The 15,451-nt window shown below is 67.5% G+C and carries 16 protein-coding genes and 1 tRNA gene; 5 read left to right on the forward strand and 12 right to left on the reverse strand.

What is annotated here, in order from left to right; translation table 11 throughout:
• Window position 1: 1 nt before the first annotated feature.
• Window positions 2-1,228 (forward strand): ATP-binding protein, encoded by a 1,227-nt coding sequence (locus A4F85_RS22260; protein ID WP_063327723.1) that lies wholly within the window; start codon window positions 2-4, stop codon window positions 1,226-1,228.
• A gap of 15 nt (window positions 1,229-1,243) precedes the next feature.
• Here the strand turns inward: A4F85_RS22260 and A4F85_RS22265 are convergent, their stop codons facing one another.
• The 6 genes from A4F85_RS22265 to A4F85_RS22290 all read right to left on the reverse strand — a co-directional run bounded on the left by A4F85_RS22265 (window position 1,244) and on the right by A4F85_RS22290 (window position 7,004).
• Window positions 1,244-1,681 (reverse strand): hypothetical protein, encoded by a 438-nt coding sequence (locus A4F85_RS22265; protein WP_063327724.1) that lies wholly within the window; start codon window positions 1,679-1,681, stop codon window positions 1,244-1,246.
• 432 nt (window positions 1,682-2,113) lie between these two features.
• Entirely contained in the window at window positions 2,114-2,530 is a 417-nt protein-coding gene (locus tag A4F85_RS22270; RefSeq protein ID WP_063328056.1) for a GNAT family N-acetyltransferase, read from the reverse strand.
• 103 nt (window positions 2,531-2,633) lie between these two features.
• Entirely contained in the window at window positions 2,634-3,587 is a 954-nt protein-coding gene (locus A4F85_RS22275; protein ID WP_063327725.1) for a glycosyltransferase family 32 protein, read from the reverse strand.
• Complete coding sequence (locus A4F85_RS22280; protein ID WP_063327726.1) at window positions 3,584-4,621, reverse strand: glycosyltransferase family 2 protein; 1,038 nt, start codon at window positions 4,619-4,621, stop codon at window positions 3,584-3,586. Before A4F85_RS22280 ends, A4F85_RS22275 begins: the two co-directional genes overlap by 4 nt.
• On the reverse strand, window positions 4,618-5,739 hold the full coding sequence (locus A4F85_RS22285) for a glycosyltransferase (RefSeq protein WP_034397824.1): 1,122 nt from the start codon (window positions 5,737-5,739) through the stop codon (window positions 4,618-4,620). Before A4F85_RS22285 ends, A4F85_RS22280 begins: the two co-directional genes overlap by 4 nt.
• Complete coding sequence (locus A4F85_RS22290) at window positions 5,736-7,004, reverse strand: O-antigen ligase family protein (protein ID WP_063327727.1); 1,269 nt, start codon at window positions 7,002-7,004, stop codon at window positions 5,736-5,738. The genes A4F85_RS22285 and A4F85_RS22290 overlap by 4 nt, the downstream gene beginning before the upstream one ends.
• 131 nt (window positions 7,005-7,135) lie before the next feature.
• Between A4F85_RS22290 and A4F85_RS22295 the strand changes: the two genes are divergently transcribed.
• Window positions 7,136-8,002 carry a capsular polysaccharide synthesis protein gene (locus A4F85_RS22295; protein ID WP_063327728.1) on the forward strand — a complete coding sequence of 289 codons (867 nt, stop codon included), beginning with the start codon at window positions 7,136-7,138 and terminating at the stop codon, window positions 8,000-8,002.
• A gap of 31 nt (window positions 8,003-8,033) precedes the next feature.
• Here the strand turns inward: A4F85_RS22295 and A4F85_RS22300 are convergent, their stop codons facing one another.
• The 4 genes from A4F85_RS22300 to radA all read right to left on the reverse strand — a co-directional run bounded on the left by A4F85_RS22300 (window position 8,034) and on the right by radA (window position 11,164).
• A complete protein-coding gene (locus tag A4F85_RS22300) occupies window positions 8,034-8,243 on the reverse strand; it encodes a zinc-finger domain-containing protein (RefSeq protein ID WP_012202256.1) in 210 nt (69 codons plus the stop codon).
• A gap of 35 nt (window positions 8,244-8,278) precedes the next feature.
• On the reverse strand, window positions 8,279-9,217 hold the full coding sequence (locus A4F85_RS22305; protein ID WP_034397818.1) for a branched-chain amino acid transaminase: 939 nt from the start codon (window positions 9,215-9,217) through the stop codon (window positions 8,279-8,281).
• A 44-nt stretch (window positions 9,218-9,261) separates the two neighbouring features.
• The gene (locus tag A4F85_RS22310; RefSeq protein WP_063327729.1) at window positions 9,262-9,699 is read right to left on the reverse strand and encodes a hypothetical protein; all 438 of its coding nucleotides are present in this window, start codon (window positions 9,697-9,699) and stop codon (window positions 9,262-9,264) included.
• 79 nt (window positions 9,700-9,778) lie between these two features.
• Window positions 9,779-11,164 (reverse strand): DNA repair protein RadA, encoded by a 1,386-nt coding sequence (gene radA / locus A4F85_RS22315; protein ID WP_043821911.1) that lies wholly within the window; start codon window positions 11,162-11,164, stop codon window positions 9,779-9,781.
• Between the two features lie 143 nt (window positions 11,165-11,307).
• Here radA and A4F85_RS22320 point away from each other — a divergent pair.
• Window positions 11,308-11,384, forward strand: a tRNA-Met gene (locus A4F85_RS22320).
• Window positions 11,385-11,452: 68 nt separating this feature from the next.
• On the opposite strand, the gene A4F85_RS22325 is transcribed toward A4F85_RS22320, so the two are convergent.
• A complete protein-coding gene (locus tag A4F85_RS22325; RefSeq protein ID WP_063327730.1) occupies window positions 11,453-12,265 on the reverse strand; it encodes a siderophore-interacting protein in 813 nt (270 codons plus the stop codon).
• A gap of 96 nt (window positions 12,266-12,361) precedes the next feature.
• Between A4F85_RS22325 and A4F85_RS22330 the strand changes: the two genes are divergently transcribed.
• Window positions 12,362-12,802 carry a MarR family winged helix-turn-helix transcriptional regulator gene (locus A4F85_RS22330; protein WP_012202251.1) on the forward strand — a complete coding sequence of 147 codons (441 nt, stop codon included), beginning with the start codon at window positions 12,362-12,364 and terminating at the stop codon, window positions 12,800-12,802.
• Here the strand turns inward: A4F85_RS22330 and alr are convergent, their stop codons facing one another.
• Window positions 12,803-13,906 (reverse strand): alanine racemase, encoded by a 1,104-nt coding sequence (alr, locus tag A4F85_RS22335; protein WP_063327731.1) that lies wholly within the window; start codon window positions 13,904-13,906, stop codon window positions 12,803-12,805.
• A 134-nt stretch (window positions 13,907-14,040) separates the two neighbouring features.
• On the opposite strand from alr, the gene lplT reads away from it, so the two are divergent.
• Window positions 14,041-15,342 carry a lysophospholipid transporter LplT gene (lplT, locus tag A4F85_RS22340; protein WP_013800185.1) on the forward strand — a complete coding sequence of 434 codons (1,302 nt, stop codon included), beginning with the start codon at window positions 14,041-14,043 and terminating at the stop codon, window positions 15,340-15,342.
• The last annotated feature ends 109 nt before the right edge of the window (window positions 15,343-15,451 follow it).

Genomic DNA, 15,451 nt, shown 5'->3' on the forward strand with positions numbered 1-15,451 from the left:
AATGAAGCTGCTGTCCCTCTTCTCCCAGCGCCTGTACCTGCGCATCTGGCTGGCCGTGGTGGGCGGCGTGGCCGTGCTCACGTTGACGGTGGCCTGGGCCTGGCAGATCGCGGCCGAGCAGAACGCGCAGAACGTGCAAAGCGCCAGTTCGCCGCCCTCGCGCGACGTGGCCATGCGCGACGGCCAGGGCAACGTGATCGCCCAGGGCCGTGCGCGGCGCCTGCCCGGCCCGCCCGAGGAGGGGCTGCGCTTCGAGATCGAAGGCACGGACGGCCAGACCTACATGCTGCACATGGCGCCGCGCCCGCCGCGCGGCGACCGCCCGCCGCACGACGGTGCCGCCGCCTTCTGGCTGCGCCCGCCCTTTGGCTTTCTGTGGCTGCTGGGCCTGGTGGGCGTGGCCGTGGCCGTGGGCGTGTTCCCCATCATCCGCCGCCTGCTCAAGCGGCTGGAGAACCTGCAGCGCGGCGTCAAGCGCTTTGGCGAGGGCGACCTGTCGGTGCGCGTGCCCGAGCACGGCAGCGACGAGGTGGCCGACCTGGCCCACCAGTTCAACGCCGCCGCCGCGCGCATCGAGACCCTGGTGACCTCGCACAAATCGCTGCTGGCCAATGCCTCGCACGAGCTGCGCTCGCCGCTGACGCGCATCCGCATGGGACTGGAATTCATGGGCGACGACCCGGCCAGCGCCCGCGCGCGCGCCGAGATCCAGCGCAACATCAGCGAGCTGGACCAGCTTGTGGACGAGATCCTGCTGGCCAGCCGGCTGGAGACCTATGAGGGCGACGTGGGCACGATCGAGCCCGTGGACCTGATCGGCCTGGCCGCCGAGGAATGCGCGCGCGTGGATGCCGACCTGGACCTGCAGTCCACCGACGCGCTGGAAGTGCCCGGCATCTCCAAGCTGCTGCGCCGTGCCGTGCGCAACCTGCTGGAGAACGCGCGCCGCTACAGCCAGGGCGCCATCACGCTGGAGCTGGCGCGCCAGGACGCCATGGCCGAGATCCGCATCTGCGACCATGGCCCCGGCGTGGCGCCGGCCCACCGCGAGCGCATCTTCGAGAAGTTCTTCCGCCTGCCCGGCGCCAGCGAGCGCTCGGGCGGCGTGGGCCTGGGCCTGGCCCTGGTGCGCTCCATCGCCCAGCGCCACGGCGGCAGCGTGCACTGCGAAGGCCGCGCCGACGGCCAGCCGGGCGCCTGCTTCGTGCTGCGGCTGCCGCTGGCCTGAGCTGCCGCCTGCGGCTCAGCCGCGCCGGTGCTGCCACTCCACACGTTCCACAAGATCCCTGAGCAGGTCGAAATGCCAGCGGGTGCGCTTGAGCAGGCGGCCGTAGCGCGAGCGGGGGAAGCGGTAGGCGCCATCGGCCAGCTCGATGGCGCAGGACGCCAGGTGCCACTGCTGCTCGAACGCCTGGTGGCTGTCCGGCGGGTCGGCGCGCATGCGGCGTATGTGCGCCAGCGCCAGCTCCACCGCGCATTCCACGTCGAACTGGCGGGCCTTGCGGTCGGGCTTTTTGCCACAGACCTCGGCCAGGGTGACCAGCCGCCCCTCGATGACGACCAGACAGACATGCATGGCCTGCCACGCGCTGGGCCAGTCGGAAGGCCTTGCGGCTTGCGACCGCTTGGGCAACGGCTGCGCCTGCACTGCCGCACAGGCAGTGTTTTTGGGGGATGTCATGGGGTCAGCCCTCCTGATAGAGAAGAGGGCCGGAAGGGGCAAGCGCAGCGCTGGGGCTGGCAAGGATGGGGAGGGTCATGGTCTGTTTTCCTACGAGATCACAGAAAACCACCGGTTGAGTTTCTACGCACAACAGGTGGGCGTGGTGGTTAGAAACACGTCCGTAGCCGTGCGGGCGTCCTTGCGGATAGCCCCCACCACGCCCGAAACCATGCGGACAGGCGCAAGCAAATGCGCCAATCCGACGAGATAAGGCATGACAAAGCCCCGCTTTAAGGTGGGGGCTGCAACCTCACGGAAGGTGTTTCTACGCACCGGGCCTTTCGGCTTGCGGCCAGTTTAACGGGGCCGGGGCGGGCCGGCCAGCCGAGCCCTGGCAGCCATACCCGTTTGATCGCTGGCCGTGCGGTGCGTGCAGTGCTCGGCGGCGGATCAGCCAAGCGTTTTTGTCCTCGAGTACACCCTCAGATTCCGGCTTTCGCCAAACCCATGCCGCTCCAAAAGCTGGGCGGCCTGGGGATTGAGGGCCTCTGCATAAATGGTGGTGTGGCCAATATCCTGCAGGAATTTCTGCATGAGGAGCCTGCCGATACCCCGCCGCTGCAGTCCGGGGTCCACGACGATTTCACTGAGGTGCGTGACCATGGCGCCGTCGGTGAAGCCGCGCAGGAAGCCGACAGCACCGCTGGTGGTCGTCGCCAGCAGGTAGTAGGAGGCACTGAACATCTGCCGAAGCAGGCCTTCCGGATAGCTGCTGCCCCAGCCATTGGAGACGTATATCTTCTCTATATCTTTGAAATACGCATCGATATTGTCCTGGCGCTTCAGGATGGCGTAGTCCTGGTGCATATGCACCTCCCCCATTCAAACGCAATGCCACGATGATGGCTCATCGAATCGGGCACATCGGCGCGGACGGCTCTGACTCGCCATGGAAGGCGATGAGCGGGACTCAGCCCCGCAGGTAGCGGTCGGCGATGCTGCCGGGCACGTAGAGGCCGCGCTCCAGGTAGAAGTCCAGCTTCTTGCGGTCGGGCGCGCGCAGCTTGATGAGCGGCACGGGCGCCTGTTCGGCGCGCGAGAACATCAGGCGGATCTTGAGCGGGGTGCGGCCCCAGTTACCCTGCACGTGCAGGAAGAAGGGGCCGTCCTCGGCCTTGGCCAGCCGCAGGCGGTAGCTGCCGCCGGCGCGCAGCACGCGCTGCATGGCCAGGTGCATGCTCAGGTAGGCGGGCATGTCGATGCCCTGGCGCAGTTGCTCGTAATCGCCGGCCTGCTGGAGCTGGGCGATATAGGCCTCGCCCGTCTGCGGCAGGACCTGTTCCACGTATTCCTTGTGCAAGGCCGCGATGAAGGCGCTGCCCGGGGGCGCGGCCATGAGCCAGTTCTCGACCACGGGCACCTGCGGGTCGCGGGTGTAGCGCTCCAGGTAGTAGGCAACGAGGTCGGCGCCGCTGCGCTGCTGCTGCTCCAGCAGCCAGTCCAGCGGCTCGGTGAGGATGGTGCTGGCATCCAGCCAGATGCCGCCGTGGCGGTGCAGCAATTCCAGGCGCAGCCAGTCCGAGCGCTTGGCCACGGGCAGCTGCTGCAGGTTGCCGGGCAGTTGCGGCACGTACTGCGGCAGTTGCGCGTCGTTGAGGATGCGCAGGCTGTAGCCGGGGTTCAGGCGGGCCCAATTGTCAAAGCAGCGCTGTATGAGCAGCGGCACCGAGTCGCCGTTCCAGTAGGCCCAGATGATGCGGGGAATGGGCGTGGAGACGGGCACGGGCGCCGCAGGCCCGATGTCATGGCTGCGGAAGTCGGGCGCGGGGCCCTGCTCCAGGCGGCGTGCGAAGGTGGCGTAGAAGCGGCGCATGCCGGCCGCCAGCCACAGCTCGCCCCGGGTTTTCAGTTTCAGGCCGCTCATGCGTGGGCTCCCGGTGTTCCCAGTTGCTGCGCGCGGCGCTCCCAGCTGCGCAGCTTCCATGCGCGCAGCCACCAGCCGCGCCGCAGATAGGCCTGGCGCAGGGCGGGCAGGGACAGCGGCGAGATGCGGCCGAAGTCCGCCAGGAACTGCTGCGCCAGCGCCTGCCGCTGCGCGGGCGGCATGTCCCGCTGCCGGTCAAGAAAGCGCAGGGCGCCGATGAGGTTGCGCGCGGCCTGGTGCGCCCAGGCGAAGTGCAGGCGCCCGTCGTTGCGCAGCGCATCATCCTGCAGGGCTTGCACGGCCTGCGCCAGGGGCCACAGGGCGGCGGACTGGTCTGCCGCCTTGGCAGGCGTCATGGACGCGAGGATGGAGTTGGCACGCTGCCGGTAGGCCACCCAGGGCTGGGGGTGGTAGTAGAAGCTGCTGCAGCGCAGCGCCATCTGCGGCATGGTCATCATGTCTTCGAAGTAGCGGCCTGCAGGAAAGCGCAGGCCGGCATCCCACAGGCTGCGGCGCGAGATCTTGGACCAGGCATGCAGCTGCCCCGTGCGCAGCAGGCCGGCCAGCAGGGCGCCCCGGTCCTGCGAGCGCTGCAGCGTGGGGCCCTGGAAGCTGTGCCGGTGCGCCTCGCCGCGCAGGCGGTGCTTGAGGCGCGGGGCCTCGCGCCAGACGGAGAAGTCGCAGAGCACGGCATCGGGCGCATGTTGTTTCACGATGGCCGACAGCCCGGCAATCGCGCCGGGCAGCAGCTTGTCGTCGGAGTCCAAAAACCACAGGTAGTCGCCCGTGGCTGCCTCGATCATGGTGTTGCGCGCCGCGCTCAGGCCGGCGTTGCGCTCGTGCTGCATGAGCTGCAGGCGGCCGGGCCAGCGCTGGTCCAGCTGCTGCATCAGGGCCCAGGAGCCATCGGTGGAGCAGTCGTCCAGCACCAGCACCTGCACGCCGGCATCGGCCTGGTCCATGACGGACTGCAGGCATTCCTCCAGGTAGGGCAGCACGTTGTAGACGGGCACCAGGATGCTGAGCCAGGTCACGGACGCTCCCCCTGCAGCAGGCGGGCGAACAGGTCTTCGTACTGGCCGGTCATGCGCTGCAGGCTGTAGTGCGACAGGGCTTCCTGCCGCGCTGTGGCGGCCATGCGCACGGCGGCCTCGTCATCCTGCAGCGCCTGCTGCAGGGCGTCGGCCAGCGATTCAGGGTCGGCGTGCCCGGCCAGCAGGCCGTTGTCGCCGGGCCGCACCACTTCCTGCACGCCCACCACGCGGCTGCCCACCACCACGCAGCCCGCCGCCATGCCTTCCAGCAGGGACAGGGGCATGCCCTCGTAGTGCGTGGACAGCACGCAGACGCGGTGCGCACGCAGCAGGCCGGGCACGTCGTTGCACATGCCGATGAATTGCACCTGGTCCTGCAGACCCAGCTCGGCGCTGAGCCGCTGCGCCGCCTGCTGGGCGCGCGCCTTGCCGCCGCCGGCCAGGGTCAGCGTGGGCTTGAGGCCGCGCTGGCGCAGCACGGCCAGCGCGCGCAGCAAGGTGGCATGGTCCTTTTGCCGCGCAAAGCGCGCGGCCATGACGATGTCCGGGCGGCGCTGCAGCAAGGGGGGAGGCTCCTGCAGATAGGGCTCGGGCCGGATGCCGTTGCTGATGGCCATCAGCTTGGCGGCAGGAAAGCCGCGGTCCTGCAGGCTCTGGCGCACGCCTTCGGAGCAGCCGACGATGGCGGCCGTGCGCTCGGTCAGCCACAGGGCCTGCGCCAGCCGCCAGCGCGTGTAGCGCTCGCGCGAGTTGTGTTCCACATGCACCAGGCAGGGCACGCCGGCCCACAGCGCGGCAAAGCGGCCCCAGAGGTGGTCGCTGAACCCATGGGCGACCACGATGTCTGGCCGAAAATCCAGGCAGATGCGGCGCAGTTGCCAGACGGTGGCGGCATGGGACCAGCCGGCGACCACGTCGACATCGATGCCGCCGTCGCGCAGCTTCTGCACGCGTTCATCGGAGGTATTGCGCTTGCGCCGAAGCACCAGCCGGGCGTCGAAGCGGCCCGACGCGCGGTGCGCCGACACCAGATCCACCGCCACCTGGGTGGCACCCGAGAAGCCGCCCGTCACGAAGTGCAGCACCCGGGGCCGGGCGGTGGTGGCGCGCTCCGTCACCGCACGGCTCCGCTGGCCCTTTCCAGGCCATGCAGCGATGACCACAGGGCCACCACGAGGAAGACGAAGAAGACGATGCCGCTGTTGTGCACGAAAAATTGCTGTGACATGCCGAACGCCAGGTACATGGCTGGCATCAGGCTGCCCAGGATACGCAGCAGCAGGGCCTCGCGCCAGGGGGTGCTGTCCGCAGGCCACAGCGCCATGCGCCGCCGCGAGGGCCAGAACAGCCACAGCAGCGAGATGAACAGCGCTGCCTGCAGCAGAACGCCCGGCACGCCGAGCTTGACCCAGATGTCCAGGAAGTCGTTGTGGATGAAGTTGTATTCGCGGATGGACTGGCCATAGCTGCCGGCGTCCACGCGCCGGTGCATCTCGTCCACATAGCCCTGCATGCCCCAGCCCAGCAGAGGCTTCTCGCCGATCATCTGCACGGCCAGCCGGTACTGCTCCAGCCGGGTGCCCAGCGAGGTGTTGGAGTTGCCGGCATGAAGGTAGGTGCTCACATCCAGGTAGACCTCATCCACGCGCTCGCTGACGCGCGGGATGAAGGCCATCACGGTGGCCAGCGCCACCACAATTGCAGCGCAGCCCAGCAACAGGCGCCCGAAGTACTGCGGGCGGTACATGCGCACCAGCACCATCAGCATGAAGAACATCGGCAACAGCGCCAGCCACCCGCCGCGCGAGCCCGACAGCAGCGAAGCCAGCGCCCCCAGCGCTGCAGCCGCCAGCACCAGCAGGCGCCAAAGCAGGGAGCGCTGGTGCCAGAAGGACACGGCATAGATGCAGGAGAAGCAGCCCAGCAGCAAGGCCATGTTGCCCCACTGGATGGCATTGGTGTAACCCGTGGCCCGTTCCATGCCCAGCACGCAGACCTGCCACAGGGCCATGAAGCCCGCGCCTGCGCTGCCCAGCGGAATGCCCCACAGGAAGATCCGCGCCGTGGGCGGATAGCACATGGCGAACAGCAGGCTGACCGCGCCCAGGATGAATTTCACGGGCCGGTCGAACTGCCCGGTGCCCCCGTCCAGCACGGACAGGAAGTACCACATCACCGCCATGCCCATGAACAGCGCGACCAGCAGCCAGGTGCCGTTGGACTGCCGGTATCTGACCCAGCGAGGCAGAAAACACAGGGCGCCCAGGACCATGAGGCCGGCGCCATAGGAATAGCCCGAGCGCAGCCACAAGGCCAGCCCGGGCACCAAAATAGCGGCCAGGGTCGTGAGGAGCCCTGGCAGCTTCGACTTGTCAAATCTCATCAAGACCGCAACTTTCTGCCCCAAAATGCGGGCATTCCGCTTTCCATCCGCTCATGAAAAAAATTCCTGCGGTCTTATTCAGGCTGCTCCATCGCTGGGCGGCGCCTTCCAAAATCGGCGCAGATTACACCATGCCTGCGCCCTTGCAGCTGCCCCCATCGCCCCCGGCAGCCGATGGTCTTGCAGCGGAAATCCCGAAAACGATCTGGACGTACTGGAACCAGTCCGGCCTGGATCCCTTCGTCCAGCAGTGCGTGGACAGCTGGCGGCGGCAGTGCCCGGATCACCAGGTCATCGTCGTGACGCCAGAGAACCTGGGCCAGTACGTCGCCTGCGGCGACCTTCCTGCGGCGTTTGCCGAACTCCATCCCACCAAGCAATCGGACTGGCTTCGCCTGTACCTGGTGGCACACCACGGCGGCTACTGGTTCGACGCCACCACGCTGCTGACCGCGCCACTGGACTGGATGAGCGCCTCCCCCGGCGCAGGCGCTGCCGAGCTGGCAGGCTTCTACCTTGAGGGCTTCACCAGGGACAGGCGCTACCCCGTGATCGAAAGCTGGTCATTCTGCGCTCCGGCCGGCTCGCGCTTTGTATCGGAATGGCAAAAGGAGTTTCACCAGGCGCTGATCGTGGACGGCCCCGAGGCCTATCTGCAGCGCCTGCAGTCGCGGCCCGACGCCGCCGAGCTGCTGCAGGGCATTCCCGATCCAAATTACCTTCTGATCCATGTGACGGCCCAGCAGGTGATGCGGCGCCTGCCCGATGCCCGGCTCACGCTGTTCAAGGCCGAGGACACGGCCTTCTTCTATCACTCTGCCCTGCGCTGGAAGTGGTACCTGCTCTACCCCCAGCTGTGCCTGGCGAAGGCGCCGCAGGTGGCGGCGCCCATCGTCAAGCTGCGCGGCGGGGAGCGGCGCCATTTCACGGACATGCTGGCTTTGCACGGAGGTGCTGCGCCCGGCAGCATCTGGGGCCGCGCGCTGTCGGCGCGCTGAGACACACAAAGCGGGCCGAGGCCCGCTTTGTTCAATGCCCGCCTGCGAAGACTTCGCCGGCTTTCAGGCGGTACAGCGTGCCGCAGTAGGGGCACTTGGCTTCGCCGGTGTGGGCCACGTCCAGGTAGACCTTGGGATGGCTGTTCCACAGCTTCATGTCGGCCTTGGGGCTGGGGCAGAACACGCCGCCCTGGGCGTTGAGGTCCTTGGCCGCCAGTTCGACGGTGGCATTCGTTGTCATGCTTGCTTATCTCTTTCGTGGGTCTCTAGGGATGTTCAGACCCGAGTCAGCCAATGGGCGTACTTGGGGTTGCGGCCGTTGACGATGTCAAAGAAGGCCTGCTGGATCTTTTCGGTGAGAGGGCCGCGGCTGCCCGCGCCGATCTCGATGCGGTCTACCTCGCGGATGGGCGTGACTTCGGCGGCCGTGCCGGTGAAGAAGACTTCATCGGCGATGTACAGCTCGTCGCGCGTGATGCGCTTTTGCACCACTTCCAGGCCCAGGTCCTTGCAGATGTGCATCACGGTGTTGCGCGTGATGCCGTTGAGCGCGCCGGCCGACAGGTCGGGCGTGTAGACCACGCCGTCCTTGATGACGAAGATGTTCTCGCCCGAGCCTTCGGAGACGAAGCCCGAGGCGTCCAGCAGGATGGCCTCGTCATAGCCGTCGTCCAGTGCCTCGGTGTTGGCCAGGATGGAGTTGGTGTAGTTGCTCACCGCCTTGGCTTGGCTCATGGTGATGTTCACATGGTGGCGCGTGAAGCTGGAGATCTTCACGCGGATGCCGCGCTGCATGCCTTCCTCGCCCAGGTAGGCGCCCCAGGCCCAGGCCGCGACCATCAAGTGGATGGTGTTGCCCTTGGGGGAGACGCCCAGCTTGCGGTCGCCGATCCAGGTCAGCGGGCGCAGGTAGCACGATTCCAGCTGGTTGGCGCGCACGACCTCGACCTGGGCCTGGTTCACCGCTTCCTGGGTGAACGGGATCTGCATGCGCAGGATCTTGGCGCTGTTGAACAGGCGCTTGGTGTGGTCTTCCAGGCGGAAGATGGCCGTGCCCTGCTCGGACTTGTAGGCCCGCACGCCCTCGAATGCGCCGCAGCCGTAGTGCAGCGTGTGGGTCAGCACATGGATCTTGGCATCGCGCCAGTCCACCAGCTGGCCATCCATCCAGATCTTGCCGTCACGGTCGGCCATCGAGGGAACAACGGGGCTCATAGGAACATCCTTGGGGGTATTGAACAGAACACCAACCCGGTATTTTAGGGCGCAGGGGCTGCCTCGGGGGCCGCAGACGCCGGCTCGGGCTCGGGCGTGGGGCGTACCAGGGTCCACTTCATGAGACGGCCACTCTTGAACTCGCAGGTCACATGCGACTGCGTGCCGTCGGTCCAGCGGTAGATCTCGGGCTGCTGGCCGTCTTCGGACAGGCGCTCTCCCAGGGAGCGCGTCATGGCCACCACGTGCATCAGCGAGACCTTGGGCTTGAGCTTGACGTTGAGCATCACGGCGCTGCCCACATAGCCCATGGGCCGGTCCGCGGCCTTCCTCATGATGGACATCAGCCGCGTGAAATGCAGCAGCAGCCACATCATGATGCCGCCGCCCACGGCGACCACACCCATCCAGCCATAGGACTGGTGCGCAGCCACCAGCAGTACGAGCAGGCCCAGAGGAATCAGGATATTGCGCAAATTCATGGCGCCGATTGTCTTATGGAGGCGCCGCAGGGCCGCTGCGGACAGTGCGTATGCCCCCGCAATGCGCTCGGCAAGAGCGTCAGCCCATCCCTCGGACGATGTTCATGGCCTCGTCCACGCGTTCGACGGCATGAACGGTCAGACCCGGGATGGCCTTCTTGGGCGCGTTGGCCTTCGGCACCACGGCCATGGTGAAGCCCAGCTTGGCCGCTTCCTTCAGTCGCTCCTGGCCGCGCGGCGCGGGGCGCACTTCGCCGGCCAGGCCCACTTCGCCAAAGGCGAGGAATCCCTTGGGCAGGGCGCGGCCACGCAGGCTGGAGGTGATGGACAGCATGACGGCCAGGTCGGCCGCAGGCTCGCTGATGCGCACGCCGCCCACGGCGTTGACGAACACATCCTGGTCCGCGCAGGCCACGCCCGCGTGGCGGCTGAGCACGGCCAGCAGCATGGCCAGCCGGTCGCGGTCCAGGCCCACGGACAGGCGCCGGGGCGCGGGGCCACCCTGGTCGACCAGGGCCTGTATCTCCACCAGCATGGGGCGCGTGCCCTCCAGCGTGACCAGCACGCAGGAGCCGGGCACGGGCTCACTGTGCTGGGACAGGAAGATGGCGCTGGGGTTGGTCACGCCCTTGAGGCCCTTCTCCGTCATGGCGAAGACGCCAATCTCGTTGACGGCACCAAAGCGGTTCTTGATGGCGCGCACCAGGCGGAAGTTGCTGTGCGTGTCGCCCTCGAAGTAGAGCACCGTGTCCACCATGTGCTCGAGCACGCGCGGGCCGGCCAGTGCGCCTTCCTTGGTCACGTGGCCGACCAGGATCACGGTGATGCCCGTGGTCTTGGCCGCGCGCGTGAGGTGGGCCGCGCATTCGCGCACCTGAGCCACCGAGCCCGGCGCCGAGGACAGCTGGTCCGAGTACACGGTCTGTATGGAGTCGATGACGACCACGGCCGGCTGGGTGGCCTCCATGGTGGCGAGGATCTTCTCCAGCTGGATCTCGGCCAGCACGTTGACCTGGCTGGCCTCCAGTCCCAGGCGGCGCGAGCGCAGCGCGACCTGGGCACCGCTTTCCTCGCCCGTGACATACAGCGTGGGCAGGCCGACGCGGTGCAGCGCGTCCATGGCCTGCAGCAGCAGGGTGGACTTGCCGATGCCGGGATCGCCACCAATCAGCACCACGCCGCCTTCGACAATGCCGCCGCCCAGCACGCGGTCCAGCTCCTCGATGCCGCTGGGCGTGCGCGCCACGTCCTGGGCCTCGATGGCCGACAGCGGCATCACGGCCTGGACATTGGCCAGGCCCGCATAGCCCTGGGGCTGGCTGAGCCGGTTCTTGCCCGCGCTCGCAGGCTCGGCAACGGCCTCGATCAGCGAGTTCCAGGCCCCGCAGGCCGGGCACTTGCCCAGCCAGCGCGGGCTGGTGCCTCCGCAGGCATTGCAGATGAACGTGGTTTTGTCTTTGGCCATGGGGTGAGCACTATACCGAGGGGTGGCAGCCGCCCTGGCACGCATGTTTCGCGCCTATCGCAGTTGCGTGACGGAAAGATATCGGTTATAGTTCACTTCTTCGCTGCAGAAAATGCAGTGAAAACGAAATTACTGCGGATTACCGCGCGATGGAGCAGTCTGGTAGCTCGTTGGGCTCATAACCCAAAGGTCGGAGGTTCAAATCCTTCTCGCGCAACCACCACGAAAAAAAGCCCACTTCGGTGGGCTTTTTTTCGTCTGTGCTATCCGTTCTTTTCTCCAGGCAGGTCAGCTGGGATCGTTCAGGTCTTCATGGTGGTCGGCCGTGCCCTGCTTCCAGTAAGAGGCCACGCGCATGCGCTTGGGCGATGCGCCCTTGGCCAGCAGCAGGCGACGCAGCTCGGCCATGGCGCTGTGCTCGCCCGCCGCCCAGATATAGCCGTCGTCCTGGGGCAGCTCCAACGCCTGCACGGCATCGGCCAGCGATTCGACCCAGTCGCAGTCCAGCCGGGCCGTGCTGCTCCACTGGCGGCGGTCGGCCGGGTTGCGCAGCTGCACGCGCACCACGGCGCGGCTGCCGGCGGGCAGCTCGGCCAGGCGCCGCTCGATGGCGGGCATGGCGGTCTCGTCGCCGAACAGCCAATGCCATGGCAGGTTGACCGAGATCACCAAGCTGCCGCGCGGCCCGGCCAGGCCCACCCACTGGCCCAGCGGGGCGGTCAGCGCCCATTCGGTGGCGGGGCCGGCATCGTGCAGCGCGAAATCCATGATGAGGTTCTGGCGCGCGGCGTCGTAGCGCAGCGGCGTGTAGTCGCGCAAGGTGGGGCGTTCGTCCTCCACGAAGGTCGGACGGCCATCGAGCAGCACGGGAAGCGCGGGCAGTTCGCGCCCGGCCTGCGGCAGGATGAGCTTGACGTGGTCGTCAAAACCGGCGCTCACGAAGTCCTCCAGATCGGGGCCGCCCAGGGTCAGGCGGACAAAGCCGGGGCTGGGCTGCTCGCGCGAGAGCAATTGCACATGGCGGGCGCGGAAGGAATGGCGGACACGCTGGACGACGGGAGCCGGTGTCACGGCAGAGGTGGCTGGATTGGGCAAGTTCATTGGCGAAACGGCCTGCGACGGCCTAGAATGTTGATTTAGTCCACCAATTCTCTGTCATCCGTTGACTTTGTCAACGTATTTCCACAAGACCCTGCCATGAATGCCTCCCTGCCCGCCGATATCTTCGAGGCCATGCACGAGCTGCTGCACCTGTTCCGCTCGCGCATGCGCGAGGACATGGAGTCCATGGAGCCCGGGCTGACGCCCAACGAGGTGCGCGTGCTGATGTACGTGGGCCGGCACCCGGGCCGCACGCAAAGGGATCTGGTCGATCACAGCCACATGGACAAGGCCCAGCTCGCGCGCATGTTGGCGCAGCTGCAGGAGCAGGGATGGCTGGACCGCGAACCGGACGCCCGCGACCGCCGCGTGCGCTGCCTGAGCCTCAGCCCCCAGGGGCAGGCCCTGTTCGACCGGCTGCGCCAGTCGCGCCAGGCGCTGGCGGCCCGGCTGCTCAAGGATTGGGAGCCCGCCGCGCAACAGCAGTTGATGGCGCTGCTGGAGCGGGCCAGGGACAGCGTGGAAGCCGCGCCCTGATCAATCGATGGTCTTGTTCACGCGCGGCGCGACGGCGCACATGAGTTCATAGCCCAGCGTGCCTGCGGCCTCGGCCACCTCGTCGATGGGCAGCACGGCGCCGTTGCTGGCGCGGCCCCACAGTGTGACCTCGCTGCCCATGCCGGCATCGGGCACGGGCGTCAGGTCCACGGCCAGCATGTCCATGCTCACGCGGCCCAGGGTGCGGGTGCGCACGCCGTTCACCAGCACGGGCGTGCCCGTGCCGCAGTGGCGTGGATAGCCGTCGGCATAGCCGCAGGCCACGGTGCCCAGGCGCAGGGGGCCGTCGGCCGTGAAGCGCGATCCATAGCCCACGCTCTGCCCCTCGCTCAGTTGCTGCACGCCGATGATGCGCGAGCTCAGCGTCTGCGTGGGCTGCAGGCCCCAGTGGGCCGCCGTGTGCTGCGGATAGTCGGGGGCGCTGCCGTAGAGCACGATGCCCGGCCGCACCCAGTCGCAGCGCACCAGCGCATCGTCGCCCTGGCGCAGCGTGGCTGCGCTGTTGCCCACGCTGCGCTCGCCGGGCAGGTCGCGCGTGGCGTCATGAAAGCGCTGCAGCTGTGCCGAGATTCCGGGCTGTCCGGCCCCTGCGTCGGCATCGCTGAAATGGGTCATGAACGAGATTTCCTCCACCTGGGGCAAGGCGTTCAGCCGGGCCCAGGCCGCGCGGTATCGCTCGGGCGTGAAGCCCAGGCGGTTCATGCCGGAGTTCATCTTGAGGAAGACGCGGTGGCCGTTCTGCGTCTTGTGCGCGGCCAGCCAGTCGATCTGGGCGTCGCAGTGCACGGCATGCCAGATGGACAGGCGCGAGCACAGCTCCAGGTCGCGCGGCTCGAAGACGCCTTCAAGCAGCAGGATGGGGCCGCGCCAGCCCAGCTGGCGCACGCGCTCGGCCTCGGCCAGGTCCAGCATGGCGAAGCCGTCGGCGCCGCGCAGGGCCTCGAACACGTTCTCGATACCGTGGCCATAGGCGTTGGCTTTGACCACGGCCCACAATTTGGCATCGGGGACCGCCTGCCGCACCCGCTCCAGGTTGTGGCGAAGCGCGGCGGAATGGATGGTGGCAAGAATGGGACGCGGCATGGTTTTCACTCAGTCAGAAGCTTGGGATTCTGGCACTGCCAGCCAAAGGCCGCGTGATATAACCGCCAGTCACTTGCCACGGGGTCCTTATTTAACCGGTCAGCAGCCCTGCAGCTGACCCCATCTGCCTATCCATGAAGCGCGGTTTCTACACCATCATGTCAGCGCAGTTCTTCAGCTCGCTGGCAGACAACGCCCTGTTCGTGACCGCCGTGGAACTGCTGCGCACCAATGGCGCCCCCGAGTGGCAGCGCGCCGCCCTGGTGCCCATGTTCGCGCTGTTCTACGTGATCCTGGCCCCCTTCGTCGGCGCCTTTGCCGACGCCCTGCCCAAGGGGCGGGTGATGTTCATCAGCAATGCGATCAAGATCGTGGGCTGCCTGATGATGCTGTTCGGCAACCACCCGCTGCTGGCCTACGCCGTGGTGGGCCTGGGCGCAGCGGCCTACTCGCCGGCCAAGTACGGCATCCTCACCGAATTGCTGCCCGCCTCCCAGCTGGTCAAGGCCAATGGCTGGATCGAGGGGCTGACCATCACCTCCATCATCCTGGGCGTGCTCGTGGGCGGGCAGTTGCTGAGCCCGGGCATCTCGGCCCATCTGCTGGACTTCGACCTGCCGCTGCTGGACACGGGCGTGGACACGGCCGCCGAAGCGGCGATTGCCGTGCTGGTCGGCGTCTATGCGCTGGCCGCCTGGTTCAACCTGCGCATTCCGCTGACCGACACCATCCTGCGCCCGCTGCGCCAGGACCCCAGCAAGAGCCTGCTGGCCAACACCCTGGCCCTGCTGCCCGACTTCTGGACCTGCAGCCAGCGGCTGTGGGGAGACAAGCTGGGCCAGATCTCGCTGTCCACGACCACGCTGTTCTGGGGCGTGTCGGGCAACCTGCGCTACATCGTGCTGGCCTGGGGCGCGGCGGCCCTGGGCTACGGCACCTCCCAGGCATCGGCCCTGGTGGGCGTGGTGGCCATCGGCACGGCCGCAGGCGCCATCCTCGCGTCCATGCGCATGCGGCTGGACAACGCCACGCGCGTGATTCCGCTGGGCATCACCATGGGCCTGCTGGTGATCGCCATGATCTTCATCAAGAGCGTGTGGGTGGCCATTCCCTTCCTGATCCTGCTGGGCGGCCTGGGCGGCTTCCTGGTCGTGCCCATGAATGCGCTGCTGCAGCACCGCGGCCACAACCTCATGGGCGCGGGCCGCTCGATTGCCGTGCAGAACTTCAACGAGCAGGCCTGCATCCTGGCGCTGGGTGCCTTCTATGCGCTGTCCACCAAGTTCGGACTGTCGGCTTTCGGCGCCATCACGGTGTTCGGCCTGGTGGTGGCCGGCATCATGTGGCTGATCGGCCGCTGGCACGTCAGCAACGTGCGCAACCATCCCGAGGAAGTCGAGCGCCTGCTGGTGATTGCCCGCAAGGATTGCCATTGAGACTACCCCCCTGAGGCGCTTTGCGCCTTCCCCCAGGGGGGACGACACCCTCGCGGCGGGGCGGCCCTGGCTCGGTGTCTCTCGCTTTGGGCCTCGCCAGTTCCATAGG

The sequence above is a fragment of the Delftia sp. GW456-R20 genome (assembly GCF_001622915.1).
Taxonomy (GTDB): Bacteria; Pseudomonadota; Gammaproteobacteria; order Burkholderiales; family Burkholderiaceae_C; genus Comamonas; species Comamonas acidovorans.

Coding starts and splice junctions, on each gene's coding strand:
- A4F85_RS22260 (WP_063327723.1), top strand. CDS start 2: ATGAAGCTGCTGTCCCTCTTCTCCCAGCGCCTGTACCTGCGCATCTGG.
- A4F85_RS22265 (WP_063327724.1), bottom strand. CDS start 1,681: ATGACATCCCCCAAAAACACTGCCTGTGCGGCAGTGCAGGCGCAGCCG.
- A4F85_RS22270 (WP_063328056.1), bottom strand. CDS start 2,530: ATGCACCAGGACTACGCCATCCTGAAGCGCCAGGACAATATCGATGCG.
- A4F85_RS22275 (WP_063327725.1), bottom strand. CDS start 3,587: ATGAGCGGCCTGAAACTGAAAACCCGGGGCGAGCTGTGGCTGGCGGCC.
- A4F85_RS22290 (WP_063327727.1), bottom strand. CDS start 7,004: ATGAGATTTGACAAGTCGAAGCTGCCAGGGCTCCTCACGACCCTGGCC.
- A4F85_RS22295 (WP_063327728.1), top strand. CDS start 7,136: ATGCCTGCGCCCTTGCAGCTGCCCCCATCGCCCCCGGCAGCCGATGGT.
- A4F85_RS22300 (WP_012202256.1), bottom strand. CDS start 8,243: ATGACAACGAATGCCACCGTCGAACTGGCGGCCAAGGACCTCAACGCC.
- A4F85_RS22305 (WP_034397818.1), bottom strand. CDS start 9,217: ATGAGCCCCGTTGTTCCCTCGATGGCCGACCGTGACGGCAAGATCTGG.
- A4F85_RS22310 (WP_063327729.1), bottom strand. CDS start 9,699: ATGAATTTGCGCAATATCCTGATTCCTCTGGGCCTGCTCGTACTGCTG.
- radA (WP_043821911.1), bottom strand. CDS start 11,164: ATGGCCAAAGACAAAACCACGTTCATCTGCAATGCCTGCGGAGGCACC.
- A4F85_RS22325 (WP_063327730.1), bottom strand. CDS start 12,265: ATGAACTTGCCCAATCCAGCCACCTCTGCCGTGACACCGGCTCCCGTC.
- A4F85_RS22330 (WP_012202251.1), top strand. CDS start 12,362: ATGAATGCCTCCCTGCCCGCCGATATCTTCGAGGCCATGCACGAGCTG.
- alr (WP_063327731.1), bottom strand. CDS start 13,906: ATGCCGCGTCCCATTCTTGCCACCATCCATTCCGCCGCGCTTCGCCAC.
- lplT (WP_013800185.1), top strand. CDS start 14,041: ATGAAGCGCGGTTTCTACACCATCATGTCAGCGCAGTTCTTCAGCTCG.